Here is a 15,318-nt window from a genome sequence, read left to right as displayed (position 1 = left end):
GCCGCGGCCGAGGCGCGCGCGGTGTCCGCATGCACGGTGACGAAGGCGCGCGCGCCTTCGCCCGCGGGATCCGCGATGCGGGCGAGCGCGGCGTCCGTCAGCGCCGCGGCGGTGGTGGTCCCGGCGGCAAGCGCGGCGGCGGCGTCGGTCAGGGTGCGTGGCATCAGTAGATATCCGGCTCCGGCGTGGGCTGCGTCCCTTCCAGGAAGCGCATGTCGCAACCCTCATCCGCCTGGGTGACGTTGTCGAGATAGAGCGAGGTCCAACCGCGCGCGTAACGCCGCGCGGGCGGCGTCCATGCGGCGCGGCGGCGGGCCATCTCGTCGTCGGGCACCAGCAGGTCGAGCCGGCGGTTCGCGACGTCGAGCCGGATCATGTCCCCGTCCCGCACGAAGGCGAGCGGCCCGCCGACATGCGATTCGGGGGCCACGTGCAGCACGCAGGTGCCGTAGGAGGTGCCGGACATGCGCGCATCGGAAATCCGCACCATGTCGCGCACGCCCTGCTTCAGCAGCTTCTGCGGCAGCGGCAGCATGCCCCATTCCGGCATGCCCGGCCCGCCCTGCGGCCCCGCCTGCTTGAGTACCAGCACGCTGTCCGCGGTCACCGGCAGGTCCGGATCATCCAGCCGCTTCTTGAGGTCGGCATAGTCCTCGAACACCACCGCCGGGCCGGTGTGCTGCAACAGCCGCTGTTCCGACGCGCTGGTCTTGATGACCGCCCCGTTCGGCGCGAGCGAGCCCTTCAGCACGGCGAGCCCGCCTTCCGCCTGCAGGGGCTTGTCGAGCGGCAGGATCACGCTGTCCTCGAATACCTCGGCGCCGTCGATGTTCTCGCCGATCGTGCGCCCCGTGACGGTGCGGGCCGAGAGGTCGAGATAGTCGCGGATGCGGTTGAGGAAGGCCCGCGCGCCGCCGGCATAGAAGAAATCCTCCATCAGGTATTCGCCGGCATTGGGGCGCAGGTTGGCGACCAGCGGCACGCGGCGCGACAGCGCGTCGAAGCGCTCGAGGTCCAGCATGATCCCCGCGCGCCGCGCCATCGCGATCAGATGCGGGATGGCGTTGGTCGATCCGCCAAAGGCCATCGCCGCCGTCACGGCGTTGTCCACGCTGCCCTCGGTGATCAGCGATTGCGGCGTCGCATCTTCCCACACCATCTCGACGATGCGCCGGCCCGCATCCGTCGCCATGCGCGGATGGGCGGAATCGGCCGCAGGGATGCTGGACGCGCCGGGCAGGGTGAAGCCCAGCGCTTCGACCGCCAGCATCATCGTCGCCGCCGTCCCCGCCGTCATGCAGGTGCCGAAGGACCTGGCGATGCCGCCTTCCATGTCCTTCCACTGCGCCGGGGTGATGTTCCCCGCGCGCAATTCCGCATGGTACTTCCACACGTCGGAGCCAGAGCCGAGCGTCTTGCCGCGCCAATTGCCGCGCAGCATCGGCCCGGCGGGGACGAAGATGGACGGCAGGCCGGAACTGATCGCGCCCATCATCAGCCCCGGCGGCGTCTTGTCGCAGCCGCCCAGCAGCACGAGCCCGTCGCAGGGATGGCTGCGCGCCAGTTCCTCCGTCTCCATCGCCAGCATGTTGCGATAGAGCATCGAGGTCGGCTTCTGGTACTGCTCCGTGACGGGGTGCGCGGGCAGTTCCACCGGGAAGCCGCCCGCCTGCCAGACGCCGCGCTTCACTTCCTCCGCCCGCGTGCGGAAGTGGAAGTGGCAGGGCGAGAGCTCCGACCAGGTGTTGATGATGCCGATCACCGGCTTGCCGCGGAAATCCGCTTCCGCGAAGCCGGCCTGCAGCATGCGGCTGCGATGGCCGAAGGCGCGCAGATCCTCCACGCCGAACCAGCGGTGGCTGCGCAATTCCTCCGGACGCTTCCGTGCCATGGGTGTCTCCTCCTCGCTTCCCCGGCACGCTGCCAACTGCTATGGCAGATGTCCATGGCCCCCGCGGATGCCGCCCGAACGAGGCTCGCGCCGCTGGTCGAGGAGGACAGCCTCTCCCTCGGCGAGCGCGCCTATCGGCGCCTGCGCGATTCGATCGTGCAGGGCGCGCTGCCGCCCGGGCGCAAGATCAGCGAACGCAGCCTCGCCACCGCGCTCGGCATCTCCGCCCAGCCGGTGCGCGAAGCGCTGCGCCGGCTCGAGCAGGACGGCATGGTCGTCACCCTGCCGCGGCGCGGCACGGTGGTGGCGGAGGTGGGTGCCGCGCAGCTCGCCGAACTAGGCCGAATCCGCGCCGCCCTCGAAGGGGTCGCGGCCGCGCTGGCGGCGGAACGGATCGCAGCCCCCGACCTCGCGGCGCTCGGCGCGATCCTCGCGCGCATGAAGGCGGGGACGGAAGCGCGGGACACCGACGCGCTCGACGCGGCGAACGAGGAATTCCACGCCCTGATCCATCGCGCCACGGGCAACCAGTTCCTGATCCGCTCGGTGGGCTCGCTGCGTGCGTACGACCATCTCGGGCGGCACCGGGCGGTGGGCAGCACGCCGCGCGACCTGCCCAAGGCCCTGCGCGAACACCAGGGCATCGTGGCCGCGCTGCGCCGGCGCGACCCGGCGCTGGCCGAAGCGCGGATGCGCCAGCACATCCTTCGCTCCCTCGTGACCAACGGCGTGCTTCCGGCCCCGCCCCAGATGCGCAACGGGCGTTGACGCGGCCGGGTCCGGGCGCCACACTCCAAACTGCTATTGCAGTTGAACATGAGGGGCGGCCGACCGCCCCCGCAGGAGGAGGAGCATCCATGACCCCGACCACCGGGCGGCGCCGCCGCACCCTGTTCGCCGCCGTCGCGGCCGCCGCGCTCGGCGTGCTCGGCCTCGCCGCGACACCCGCCGCGGCGCAGGAATGGCGCGGCTGGAACATCCATGCGGCGGACTATCCGAACGGCGTCGGCATGGATGCCTTCACGCGCATGGTCGCCGAGCGCACCAACAACCGCATCCGCATGCGCACCTTCCATTCGGCGCAGCTCGGCCAGCAGGACGAGGCGATCCAGCAGATGCGCCTCGGCACCATCGACTTCGCCAACTTCAACCTCTCCCCCTTCAACAACCTGGCACCGTCGACCAACGTGGTGACGCTTCCCTTCCTGTTCCGGGACGTCGCGCACATGCAGCGCGCGATCGACGGCCCGGCGGGGGAGGCGATCGCCCGTGACCTCGAGGCGATCGGGATCATCGCGCTGTCCTGGTACGATGCGGGGGCGCGCAGCCTCTACACCACGCGCCCGGTGCGCACGCCGGCGGACCTGCGCGGCATGAAGATCCGCGTGCAGACCTCCGACCTGTGGATCGACCTGATGCGCGCGCTCGGCGCCAACCCGACGCCGCTGCCCTTCGGCGAGGTGTTCACCAGCCTGCAGTCCGGCGTGATCGACGGGGCGGAGAACAACTGGCCGTCCTATGAATCGACCCGGCACTTCGAGGTGGCGCGCTTCTACACCACCACCGAGCATTCCAACGTGCCGGAAGTTCTCGCCGTCTCCGCCCAGCGCTGGCGCCGGCTGAACGAGCAGGAACGCGCCATCCTGCGCGACGCGGCGCGCGAATCCGCCGCCATCCAGCGCCGCTCCTGGGCGGAGCGGGAACGCGTCTCCCGCGAGCGTGTCGTCGCAGCCGGCGTGACGGTGATCGAGATCGCCGACCGCACGCCCTGGTCGGCGCTGATGGAGCCGGTCTACGCGAAGTACGCCGCCGATGCGCGGCTCGCGGAACTGGTCCGCACCATCCGCGGGATGCAGTGAGCGCACGTCCGCACCTGGCGCCGGGGGCGGAAGAACCCCCGGCGCTGCGCGCCTTCACCCGCGCGCTCGACATGCTCTCGGCGCTGACCGTCGGGCTGGCGGGCATCGCACTCGTCGTGCTGATCGCGATGATGGGCTGGCTCGTCTTCGGCCGCTACGTGCTGAACGACACGCCGACCTGGATCGAGCGCGCGGCGACGCTCGCCATCCTCGCCATCGCCATGCCCGTCGCGGCGGTCGGCGTGCGCGAACGCTTCCACCTCTCCGTCCTCGGCGTGCGGGAAGCGCTGCCGCGGGCCGCGCAGCGCTGGATCGCGATGGGCTGCGACGCGCTGATGGGGCTGTTCGGCCTCGGCATGGCGATCTGGTCGTGGGAACTGGTCGGCACGGTGGCGAATTTCCGCATCCCGCTCCTCGGCATCAGCCAGGGCTGGACCTACGCGCCGATGGTCGTGGGCGGGGCGCTGATGACGCTCTACGCGATCGAGCAGGTGCTGCACGACATCTACCGCCGCGACGCGCCCGAGAAGCGCGGCGTTGCCGCCGCCTTCCTGGAGTAGCGCGCCCGTGGAATTCGGCCTGATCCTGATCTTCGTCGTCTTCGGCACGCTCGTCATGGCGGGCGTGCCGGTCGCCTTCTGCCTCGGCATAGCCGCCGCCGCGGGCTTCATCTACGAAGGGCTGAACCCCGCCGTCGTCTTCCAGCAGATGGCGAGCGGCATGAGCATCTTCGCCCTGCTCGCCATCCCCTTCTTCATCTTCGCCGGCGAGATCATGCTCCATGGCGGCATCGCCCGCCGGCTGGTCGCGCTCGCCTCGGCCTGCGTCGGCTGGATGCGCGGCGGGCTCGGCATGGTCGATGTCTCGACCTCGATGCTGTTCGGCGGCATCTCGGGCTCGGCCGTCGCCGACACCTCGGCCACCGGCACCATCCTGATCCCCGCGATGAAGGCCAAGGGCTATGGCGTGGACTACGCCGTCTCGCTCACCGTCACCTCGTCGATCGCCGGCATCCTCATTCCGCCCAGCCACAACATGATCCTCTATTCGCTGGCGGCGGGAGGCGGGATCTCGGTCTCGGCGCTGTTCATCGCGGGCATCGTGCCGGGCATCGTGATGTGCCTCAGCCTCGGCATCGCCGCCTATGTCATGGCGGTCAGGCGTGGCTATCCGGCCGATGCCTGGCGCGGCTTCCGCCATCTGGCCTGGACCTTCGTCGATGCCCTGCCGGGGCTGATGACCGCCGTCATCATCCTGGGCGGCGTTCTGTCGGGCGTCTTCACCGTGACGGAAAGCGCGGCCTTCGGCGCGATCTGGGCGCTGCTCGTGACGCTGCTCGTCTACCGCGCGCTGTCCTGGGGGGATTTCGTCATCGCGGTGCGCGCCAGCGTGCGCACCACATCGGTGGTCTTCCTGCTGGTCGGCACCGCGACCGCCTTCGCCTGGCTGCTGGCGATGTACCGCCTGCCCGACATCCTGACCGAGGGGATGCTGGCCATCAGCAGCAACCCCATCGTCATCCTGCTGCTGATCAATGTCTGCCTGCTGCTGCTCGGCGCGGTGATGGACATGGCCGCGCTCATTCTCATCACCACGCCGATCTTCCTGCCGGTCGTCGTCGCCATAGGCATGGACCCGGTGCAGTTCGGGATGGTGATGATGATGAATCTCGGCCTCGGGCTCACGACGCCACCGGTCGGGGCCGTGCTCTTCGTCGGCTGCGCCATCGGCCAGATCAGGATGGAGCAGATCATGCGCACCATCATCCCCTTCTGGTGCGCCATCCTGTTCGCGCTGATGCTCACCACCTACTGGCCGGCGATGTCCCTCACCCTGCCGCGCCTGCTGCTCGGCTACGGAGCCTGACGCCATGACCGCACCCGCCAAGCCCGTCCTGCTCACCGGCGCCTCGGGCAATCTCGGCCGGCATCTCGCCGCCGCGCTCGCAGCCCAAGGCTGGCGGCTGCGCCTGACCGACATCACCCCCTTCCCCGACGCGCTGCCCGCCGGTGCCACCTTCGTGAAGGCGGATCTCAATGACGGCGTGGCGCTGATCCGCCAGGCGGAAGGCTGCGGCGCCATCCTGCATTTTGGCGGCGTGTCGGTGGAAAAGCCGTTCGAGGAAGTGCTCGGCCCGAACCTCCGCGGCCTCTACCACGTGTACGAGGCCGCGCGGCGCGAGGGCGCGCGCGTGATCTTCGCGAGTTCCAACCACTCGATCGGCTTCCACGAGCGCCCGACCGGGAACAGCGAGCGCCTCGACTTCGACTGCGCCTTCCGCCCGGACGGCTATTACGGCCTGTCCAAGGCCTATGGCGAACTCATGGGCCGCATGTACTGGGACAAGCACGGCGTCGAGAACGTCAACCTCCGCATCGGATCCTGCTTCCCCAAGCCGATCGACCGGCGGATGCTCTCCACCTGGCTGTCCTATGGCGACCTCACCCGGCTGGTCGAGCGCTGCGTGCTGGCCCCCCGCGCGGGCCATGCCGTGATCTGGGCCTGTTCCGACAACCCAGCGTCGTACTGGGGCAAGGATCATCGGGAGCGCATCGGCTGGGCGCCGCAGGACAGCGCCGAGCCCTGGCGGCCCGAAGTGGGCTCCATCACCGCCGACCCGGTCACCGAGCGCTACCAGGGCGGCGGCTACACCGCGATCGAATACTCCCGTGCCGCGCCCTCCCCGCGCGACTGCTTCTCGCTTGACGACTGAGCCCGGTTCGGTCGCGCTCGCCGCGGGCGACTGGGCGGTCACGATCGACCCTGCGCGGGGCGCATCCGTCACGCGCCTCGTCTTCGCCGGGCAGGATCTGCTGGCGGACGAGCCCGCCTTCTGGATGATCCCCTGGGCAAACCGGCTCGATGGCGGGCGGCTCGGCCAGCATCGCCTGCCGGTGAACCGGCCGCAGGACGGCACGGCGATCCACGGCCTCTCCCGCGACCGCCCCTGGCAGGTGGCCGCACAGGCGCCCGATTCGGCGACCCTGGCGCAGGAGGTCGATGCCGCGCCCTACCGCTACGCCGCGCGGCTGGGTGTCGCCGTCACGGAAGACGCCTTCACCATCGACCTCGCCATCATCAACACAGGGGCGGAGGCGATGTCATTCGGCGCCGGCTGGCACCCCTGGTTCCGGCGCCCGCCAGGCACGCGCCTGATGTTCCGCGCCACGCATCGCTGCCGGCACGATGCCCGCACGCTGCCCGTCGCGGCCGACCTCATCCACGGGTTCAGTGGCGGGGAGGAGGCCTTCCTCGGCCTCGACACCCATTTCACCGGCTGGGACGGCATGGCGCGAATCGCCTGGCCGGGGCTCGCCCTGACGCTGGAGGCGACCGGCGCACTCGCCACCAACCTGCAGGTCTATGCCCCGCGCGACCGGCCCGTGCTCTGCGTCGAGCCCTGTTCCCATCTGCCGGACGCGCCGAACCGCCCGGATCTGGCCGATCTGGGCCCGATGCGGCGGCTCGCCCCCGGGGAAATCTTGACCGGACGCATCATCCTGTCAGCGGAGTGTTCACACCTGCCCTAGGCCGGGGCATAGGATGGGGCATGGCTTCCTCCCCCACCGCCCTCGTCCTCGGCGCCGGCATCATGGGCCTCTCGGCCGCCTGGGGGCTCGTCCGCCAGGGCTTCGCCGTGCGCGTGCTGGACCAGGACCCTGTGCCGAACCCGCGCGGCGCCTCGGTCGATCACCACCGGCTGATCCGCCACGCCTACGGCGCGCAGGCCGGCTACATGCGCATGGTGGACCCGGCCTATGCCGCCTGGGACATGCTGTGGCGCGACCTGGGCGAGGTGCTGCACATCCGGACCGGCGTGCTCGCCGTCTCCGGCGGCGAAGCGGGCTGGCTCGGCGACAGCCGCGCCGCACTCGCCGCCGATGGCCGCGCCTTCCAGGACCTCTCCCCCGCCGAGATCCCCGCGCGCTTCCCCATGCTGACCGAGGCCGGCATCGGCGCCGCGTTCCACATGGCGCCGGGCGGCGTGCTGCTGGCGGAACGGATCGTCGCGGGCCTGGCGCGCCACCTTGCCGTGCGGGGCGTGGCGATGCTGCGCGGCCGCGCCGTCGATGTCATGCCGGAGGCGGGCGCGCTGCGGCTCGCGGACGGCACCGTCGAATCGGCCGACCTGCTGGTGCTCGCCGCCGGGCCCTGGGCGCCGCGCCTGCTGCCCGCCGCGCTCGCCCCGCGCGTCGTCGCCTCCCGCCAGATCCTGGTGCGCCTGGAACCGCCGGCCCACCATGCGGAAGCCTGGGCGCGCGCGCCGATGCTGCTCGACCTGGCGGAAGAAGGCGGCTTCTACGCCGTGCCGCCGGTCGCGGGCACGCCGCTCAAGATCGGCGACCACCGCTTCTCCCGCACCGGCGACGCCGAGGCCGACCCGCGCGACGCGACCCCGGCCGAGGCGGAGGAGATCCTCGCCTTCGCCCGCCCGCGCATCCGCGACCTCGGCGACTACCGCATCCTCGGCGCGCGGGCCTGCTACTACGATGTCGAGGACGGGGAGCGATTCGTGGTGGAGCCTCTCGGGCCGCGCGCCTTCGTCATGTCCGGCTTCACCGGCCATGGCTTCAAGTTCGCGCCGCTGCTGGGCCTGGCGCTGGCCGCCACGGCGCGCGAGCCCGCGCTGACGCCGAACCTCGTGCCCTGGGCGGCGGGCGAGGCGCCGCCCGCGCCCGGCCTGCTGGCCGCCATCGAGAGCATCCCCGCATGACCAGCACCGCCGCCACCGACCTTGTCTTCGGCCTGACGCGGATCGTCGGCCTGCCCGCGCTGACGGATCGCGCCGGCGCGCCGCTCTCGGCCGCGGACATCGCGCAGATCGTCGAGGAAGCCGACCGCTTCTGCCGGGAGGTGCTGCAGCCCAACGCCCAGGCCGCGGACCGGCAGGGCGCGGTCTATGCCAACGGCACAGTCACCACGCCCTATCGGGACGCCTACGCCAAGTGGATGGAAGGCGGCTGGCAGTCGCTCTCCGCCCCCGTGGACCATGGCGGCCAGGGGCTGCCGGCCTCGCTCTGGACGGCGATGACGGAACTCGGCATGGCGGCCGACACGTCGTTCATGCTGGGCCCGCTGCTGACCGCGGGCGCGATCGACTGCCTGGTGCATCACGCCACACCCGACCAGGCCGCGCGCTGGCTGCCGCCCATGGTCAGCGGCGAATGGACCGGCGCGATGTGCCTGACGGAACCCAATGCCGGCAGCGACCTCGGCGTGCTGCGCACGCGGGCGGAACCGCTGGGCGAGGGCAAATACGCGCTGCACGGGCAGAAGATCTACATCACCTGGGGCGAGCACGACTGCACCGGGAACATCCTGTATCTCGTGCTCGCGCGCCTGCCGGATGCGCCGCCGGGCTCAAAGGGCATTTCCCTGTTCGCCTGCACCAAGGTGAAGGAGGACGGCACGCGCAACGCGCTCCGCTGCGGCGGGATCGAGCGCAAGATGGGCATCCATGCGAGCCCGACCTGCGTCATGCTGTTCGAGGGCGCGGAAGCCGAGCTGGTGGGCGAGCCCCATCGCGGCCTGCCGGCGATGTTCGCGATGATGAACAACGCCCGCCTGGGCGTCGGCACGCAGGGTGTTGCGCATGGCGCCGCCGCGCTGCGGCTGGCGGAATCCTACGCCGCGATGCGCGTGCAGGGCGGCCGCCCGATCGCCGAGCATCCGGACGTGGCCCGCATGCTGATGGAAATGCGCAGCACCACGCTCGCGGCACGGCTGCTGGCGCTGGAGACCGCCGCCTGCGTCGACCGCCACGCGCTGCTGGGGGAGGAAGCGGCGCAGACCCGCCTCGCCCTGCTGACGCCGATTCTCAAGGCATGGGGCACGGATCGCGGCGTCGAGACGGCCTCCACCGGCATCCAGGTCCATGGCGGCATGGGCTTCGTCGAGGATGCCGGCGCGGCCCAGGTGCTGCGCGACGCCCGCATCGCGCCGATCTACGAAGGTACCAACGGCATCCAGGCGATCGACCTGCTGGTGCGCAAGGTGGCCAAGGATGGCGGGGCGGAGATGCGCGCCCTGCTGGCCGAGGTGAAGCGCCTGTCCGATGGGCGGCTGCGCAGCGCCGTCGCCGGGCTCGAAGCGGCGACGGAGGCCGTGCTCGCCGCCCAGGGGCGGAATGCCGATGCCGGCCAGTCCGTCGCCGTCGCCTATCTGGACGCCGCGGGCTGGGTGCTGGGCGGCTGGATGCTCGCCCGCGCCGCGGCGGAGGATCCTTCCGCCTACGGTCCGGCCGCGGATTTCTACCTCCGCCGCCTGCTGCCCCGCGCCGCGGGGCGATTCGCGGAGATCGAAGGGGCGCTCGCGGCATGAATCGCGCCCTTGCGCCCCGGCCCGGCGGGGCAATCTTGCGGCAACCCTGGTAAAGACGAATGAGCCGGATGAACGCCCCCCTGCCCGCCATCGCCCGCACCCGCCCGCGCGTCGCCATCATCGGCGCCGGCCCCGGCGGACTCGCCTCCGCCATGATCCTCGCCGCGCAGGGCGCGCGCGTGACCGTCTTCGAACGCGAAGCCGCGGTGGGCGGGCGCACCCGCACCATCTCGACCGAGGAAGGCTACCGCTTCGACATCGGCCCGACCTTCTTCCTCTATCCCCGCATTCTGCGGGAGATCTTCGAGGGGTGCGGCGCTTCGCTGGATGACGAGGTCGACCTCATCAGGCTCGACCCGCAATACCGGCTGGTCTTCGAGGGCAAGAACCCGCTGACCATCGACGCCTCCCCCGACATCGGGCGGATGGAAGCCGAGATCGCGAAGATCAACCCGGCGGACGCGAAGGGCCTGCGCTCCTTCATGGAGGACAACCGGGTCAAGCTCGAAGCCTTCCGGCCCGTGCTGGAACGCCCCTTCCACGGGCTGATGACCTACCTGGCGCCGGAGGTGATGAAGGGGCTGCGCTACCTGCGCCCCTGGGCCTCGCTCGACACCGACCTCAAGCGCCATTTCAGCGACCCGCGCACGCGCCTCGCCTTCACCTTCCAGTCGAAATACCTCGGGATGAGCCCCTTCCGCTGCCCGAGCATGTTCTCGATCCTCTCCTTCCTGGAATACGAGCACGGCATCTTCCACCCGCGCGGCGGCTGCGGCGCGGTCTCGGAGGCCATGGCGCGCGTCGCGACCAGGCTCGGCGTCGAGATCCGCCTGGGCGAGAAGGTCGAGCGCATCGCCTTCGAGGGCAAGCGCGCCGCGGGCGTCGAGGTCGATGGCACGCGCCACGCGGCGGATGCGGTGGTGGTGAACGCCGACTTCGCCCACGCCATCCCCGGCCTGATGCCCGAGGCGCTGCGGCCGGCATGGCCCGACCAGAAGATCGAGAAGGCGCGCTACTCCTGCTCGACCTTCATGCTCTACCTGGGTCTCGAAGGCCCGCTGCCGGACCTCGCGCACCACACCGTGCTGCTGGCCGAGGACTACCAGCGCAACCTCGAGCAGATCGAGGGCGGCGTCATCCCGGACAATCCCTCGCTTTACGTGCAGGCCGCCGCGGGCACCGATCCGTCGCTGGCGCCGCCAGGGCATTCGACGCTGTACATGCTCGTGCCGGTGCCGAACCTGCATGGCGGGCAGGATTGGGCGAAGGAAGCGCCGCGCTACCGGCGCCTCGCACTCGACCGGCTGAAGGCGCTCGGCCTGACTGACATCGAAAGCCGCATCCGCTACGAGAAGATCGTCACGCCGCAGGGCTGGCAGGACGAGTATTCGGTGGGCTACGGCGCCACCTTCAATCTGGCGCACAATGTCCGGCAGATGATGCATTTCCGCCCGCAGAACCGCTTCGGCAAGGCGGAGGGCGTCTATCTCGTCGGCGGCGGCACCCATCCGGGCAGCGGCCTGCCGGTGATCTACGAGGGGGCCCGCATCAGCGCGAAGCTGCTGATGCAGGACCTCGGCATGCGGCCGATGGCCGAAAGCGGCGACAGGCTTGGCGCCGCTCAGCCCGCGATGGGCGACTGAAGGAGGAACGCGATATGGGTGCGAACGTCGTCGTCATCGGCAGCGGGCTCGGCGGGCTCGCCGCCGCCGCCGTCGCGCAGGCGCGCGGGCACCAGGTGACGCTGCTCGAGCGCAACCCCTGGCTCGGCGGCAAGGCGGCCGTCCTGCATCTCGACAATCCGGAAGGGCCGGGGCGCTTCCGCTTCGACATGGGCCCGACCATCCTGACCGTGCCGCGCGTGCTGCGCCGCATCTACGCCGAGGCGAACCGCGTGCAGCAGGACGAGCTGCCGCTGATCCGGCTCGACCCGCAATGGCGCTGCTTCTTCGACGACAACACGCGCATCGACCTGATGGAGAAGGTGGACACCATGGCGAAGGCCATGGACGCCTTCGCCCCCGGCAAGGCCAATGGCGAGGGCTACCGCAAGTTCCAGGAGGTCTCCCGCCACCTGCACGAGATCAGCGAGCGGTTCTTCTTCTGGAAGCCGGTTGAGGGCATCGGCGACACCATGTCCTTCTCCGACAACTTCAAGCCGGAGGTGCTGCGCGACATCCTCGCGCTGCGCATGGGCCGCACCGTCGCGAAGGTGATCCGCGGCCATGTGCCGGATGAACGGCTCGCGCAGATGCTGGATCACTTCACCCAGTATGTCGGCTCCAACCCCTACCTCGCCCCCGCCGTGCTCTGCGGCATCGGCGACATGCAGGCGAGCGAGGGCGTCTGGTACCCGGTCGGCGGCACGCGCGCGGTGGCCGAGGGGCTCGCGAAGCTCGCCCGCGACCTGGGCGCGGACCTGCGCACCGACAGCGAAGTCACGGATATCGAGATCACGAACGGCGCCGTGCGCAGCGTGACGGCGAATGGCGAGCGCATCGCCTGCGACGCGCTGATCTCCAACATGGACGCGATCCGCACCTACACCGAACTGGTGAAGGGCCCGCCGGCGAAGGCGATGCAGAAGCGCGGCTACCAGCCGGCCTGCTCGGGCGTCGTGCTCTATCTCGGGCTGAAGAAGCGCTACGAGCATCTTGCGCATCACTGCTTCGTCTTCTCCCGCGACGCGGAGGAGGAGTTCGACAGCATCTACAAGAAGGGCGAGCCCGCGCCCGACCCGACCGCCTATCTGTGCGCGCCGTCCGTCTCCGACGACACGGTGGCACCCGAAGGGGGCGAGGCGCTCTACGTGCTGGTGCACACGCCGCATCTGCGCCCGGGGCATGACTGGTCGAAGATGTTCGCGCCCTACCGGCAGAAGATCCTCGACAAGCTGAAGCGCACCGCCGGGCTCGAGGATATCGAGGAGCGGATCGTGGTCGAGCGCGCGCTGACGCCGGTCGACATCCACAACCGCTACAAGGTGCTGGAAGGGGCGATCTACGGGCTTGCCTCGCATGGCGCCTTCCTCGGCGCCTTCAAGCCTTCCAACCGGTCGAAGGCGATCAAGGGGCTGTATCTCGCCGGCGGCGCGGCGCATCCGGGCCCGGGCATGCCGATGGTGATGATGTCGGGCTGGATCGCGGCGGATGCGATGGACCGCGACCTCGGCGGGCGCGGCATGTCCGCCGCGGCGGAACGGGCGGGGCTGCGGGACGCGCTGCTCGCCGCCGAATAATGGCGCGATCGGGCAAGCCCACGCGCGACCCGGTGACGCTCCGCTCGGAGCGTCACCTCGACTTCTTCAACTTCATGTTCACGCGCTTCACGCGCACGCATATGCGCGCGGTGCGAATCGCGAAATGGGGCACCCCGCGCGTGCCGGAAGGCGCGCCAGCGGTGATCTTCGCCAACCACCCGTCATGGTGGGATGGCGTCGCCTTCATGCTGCTCTATCGCCGCCTGCTGAAGGACCGGCCGCTCTTCACGCCCATGGCGGAATGGGCGCTCGACAAATACGCGTTCATGCGACGGCTCGGCGTCTTCGGGATCGAGACCGGCTCCTCCCGCGGCACCGTCGCCTTCCTGCGCACGGCCGAACACGTGCTGAAGGACCCCTCGCACATCCTCTGGATGAACGCGCCGGGCCGCTTCGCCGACCCGCGGGAAAGGCCCATCCCGATCGCGCAAGGCATGACGCGCCTGCCGGAGATGGCGCCCGGCGCGCATTTCGTCCCGCTCGCGCTCGACTATCCGTTCTGGTCGGAGCGCAAGGCGGAAATGCTCGTCGCCTTCGGCGACCCGATCCCGGCGGCAACGCTGCTCACCCTGGAACGGGATGCACGCACAGCCCATCTCTCGGCGGCGCTCGCGGCGACCTGCGACCGGCTGGCGGAGGATGCGATCTCCCGCGACCCGGCCAGGTTCGAGACGCTCGTGCAAGGCAAGGAAGGCATGGGCGGCGTCTATCAATTGTGGCGCCGCCTGCGGGCAACGATGCGCGGAGAACGCTTCGACCCCCGCCACGACCATCAGACGGGAGACGCACGGTGAACCTCGACTATGCCTGGATCGCCTTTGCGCTGGCCATCTTTCCGGCCGCGCTCGGCGCGATCAACCTCGCCCTGGTGCGAGGGCCGCGGGGTGCCGTGCCGGACGGCGCGCTGGTGTCCATCCTGGTCCCCGCGCGCGACGAGGCGGCGAACATCGAAGCCTGCATCGCCGCGTCGCTCGCGCAGACCGGCGTCGCGATCGAGATCGTCGTGATGGATGACGGCTCGACCGACGGCACACCCGACATCGTGCGCCGCATCGCCGCGGCCGATCCGCGCGTGCGGCTGGTGGAAGCACCGGCGCTGCCAGAGGGCTGGTCCGGCAAGATGCATGCCTGCGCGCGGCTGGCGGAAGCCGCGCGGGGGACGCACCTGCTGTTCATCGACGCCGATGTGCGGCTCGAGCCGCAGGCCGCCGCCGCGCTGGCCGGGCACATGGCGCGCCAGCGCCTCGGCCTCGTCTCCGGCGTGCCGCGCCAGGTCATGCAGACCTGGGGCGAGGGCGTCACGGTGCCGATGATCAACCTGCTGCTGGTGGGCTACCTGCCGGGTGGAGGGCGCGCCTTCACGCGCCATCCGGGCTTCGCCGCCGGCTGCGGGCAGATGATGATGTTCGAGCGTGGCGCCTATGAAGCCGTCGGAGGCCATGCTGCCCTGCGCACCACGCTGCATGACGGGCTGAAATTCGCCCGCCTGCTGCGCGCGCGCGGCCACCGGACCGAGATCGTGGAAGGCAGCGGCGTGGCCACCTGCCGCATGTACCGGGATTTTTCGGAGTCCTGGCGCGGCTTCCTCAAGAACGCCCGCGAAGGCATGGCAACGCCGGTCGGCCTGCCGGTCTGGACCGTGGTGCTCGCGGGGGCGCATCTGTGGCCCTTCTTCCTGCTGCCGGCCTGGCAGGCGGCGATCGCGCTCGCCATGGTGTTCGGCCTGCGCATGGCGATCACGCGCCGCGCGCGCGAACCTTCCTGGACGATCCTGCTGCATCCCGTCGCCGTGCTGGTCGCCCTCGCCATCCAGTGGACGGCGCTGGCGCGCTTCCTGATGGGCCGGAAGGAAGGCTGGAAGGGTCGTGCCTATGCGGCGCCGGGGACGACGTAAGTGCGGGGGAGGAGAACCTCCCCCGCCCCCCCTCCCTTTTTTGGCTGTTTGGCGCCTGGCGCCCACGGTCGCAAAGAAGGTTGAGGGGGGGTAT

At 70.7% G+C, this 15,318-nt stretch carries 13 protein-coding genes; 12 read left to right on the top strand and 1 reads right to left on the bottom strand.

Features of this window, described 5'->3' with window-relative positions:
- Nucleotides 1-163 precede the first annotated feature (163 nt).
- On the bottom strand, nt 164-1,891 hold the full coding sequence (gene araD / locus HW577_RS10115; protein ID WP_198376019.1) for an L-arabinonate dehydratase: 1,728 nt from the start codon (nt 1,889-1,891) through the stop codon (nt 164-166).
- A 54-nt stretch (nt 1,892-1,945) separates the two neighbouring features.
- Here araD and HW577_RS10110 point away from each other — a divergent pair, with 54 nt between their 5' ends.
- The 12 genes from HW577_RS10110 (at nt 1,946) to HW577_RS10055 (ending at nt 15,224) form a co-directional block, all read left to right on the top strand.
- Nucleotides 1,946-2,659, top strand: a complete 714-nt coding sequence (locus HW577_RS10110) for a GntR family transcriptional regulator (RefSeq protein WP_232474821.1) — start codon at nt 1,946-1,948, stop codon at nt 2,657-2,659.
- Between the two features lie 89 nt (nt 2,660-2,748).
- A complete protein-coding gene (locus HW577_RS10105; RefSeq protein ID WP_198376017.1) occupies nt 2,749-3,750 on the top strand; it encodes a TRAP transporter substrate-binding protein in 1,002 nt (333 codons plus the stop codon).
- Complete coding sequence (locus HW577_RS10100; protein ID WP_198376016.1) at nt 3,747-4,310, top strand: TRAP transporter small permease; 564 nt, start codon at nt 3,747-3,749, stop codon at nt 4,308-4,310. Before HW577_RS10105 ends, HW577_RS10100 begins: the two co-directional genes overlap by 4 nt.
- A gap of 7 nt (nt 4,311-4,317) precedes the next feature.
- Entirely contained in the window at nt 4,318-5,616 is a 1,299-nt protein-coding gene (locus HW577_RS10095; RefSeq protein WP_198376015.1) for a TRAP transporter large permease, read from the top strand.
- A 4-nt stretch (nt 5,617-5,620) separates the two neighbouring features.
- Nucleotides 5,621-6,463 (top strand): NAD-dependent epimerase/dehydratase family protein, encoded by an 843-nt coding sequence (locus tag HW577_RS10090; protein ID WP_198376014.1) that lies wholly within the window; start codon nt 5,621-5,623, stop codon nt 6,461-6,463.
- The gene (locus HW577_RS10085; protein ID WP_198376013.1) at nt 6,453-7,280 is read left to right on the top strand and encodes an aldose epimerase family protein; all 828 of its coding nucleotides are present in this window, start codon (nt 6,453-6,455) and stop codon (nt 7,278-7,280) included. The genes HW577_RS10090 and HW577_RS10085 overlap by 11 nt, the downstream gene beginning before the upstream one ends.
- Before the next feature lie 20 nt (nt 7,281-7,300).
- Nucleotides 7,301-8,464, top strand: a complete 1,164-nt coding sequence (locus tag HW577_RS10080) for an FAD-dependent oxidoreductase (RefSeq protein ID WP_198376012.1) — start codon at nt 7,301-7,303, stop codon at nt 8,462-8,464.
- The gene (locus HW577_RS10075) at nt 8,461-10,071 is read left to right on the top strand and encodes an acyl-CoA dehydrogenase family protein (RefSeq protein ID WP_198376011.1); all 1,611 of its coding nucleotides are present in this window, start codon (nt 8,461-8,463) and stop codon (nt 10,069-10,071) included. The genes HW577_RS10080 and HW577_RS10075 overlap by 4 nt, the downstream gene beginning before the upstream one ends.
- A gap of 68 nt (nt 10,072-10,139) precedes the next feature.
- Nucleotides 10,140-11,714, top strand: a complete 1,575-nt coding sequence (gene crtI, locus HW577_RS10070) for a phytoene desaturase family protein (RefSeq protein WP_198376010.1) — start codon at nt 10,140-10,142, stop codon at nt 11,712-11,714.
- Between the two features lie 14 nt (nt 11,715-11,728).
- On the top strand, nt 11,729-13,309 hold the full coding sequence (locus tag HW577_RS10065; protein WP_198376009.1) for a phytoene desaturase family protein: 1,581 nt from the start codon (nt 11,729-11,731) through the stop codon (nt 13,307-13,309).
- Nucleotides 13,310-13,341: 32 nt separating this feature from the next.
- Nucleotides 13,342-14,124 (top strand): lysophospholipid acyltransferase family protein, encoded by a 783-nt coding sequence (locus tag HW577_RS10060; protein WP_332837606.1) that lies wholly within the window; start codon nt 13,342-13,344, stop codon nt 14,122-14,124.
- Nucleotides 14,121-15,224 carry a glycosyltransferase family 2 protein gene (locus tag HW577_RS10055; protein WP_198376007.1) on the top strand — a complete coding sequence of 368 codons (1,104 nt, stop codon included), beginning with the start codon at nt 14,121-14,123 and terminating at the stop codon, nt 15,222-15,224. The genes HW577_RS10060 and HW577_RS10055 overlap by 4 nt, the downstream gene beginning before the upstream one ends.
- Nucleotides 15,225-15,318 lie beyond the last annotated feature (94 nt).

The organism is Neoroseomonas rubea, from assembly GCF_016106015.1.
GTDB classification, from domain to species: Bacteria; Pseudomonadota; Alphaproteobacteria; order Acetobacterales; family Acetobacteraceae; genus Neoroseomonas; species Neoroseomonas rubea.
This window is presented reverse-complemented; position numbering and strand designations above follow the sequence as displayed.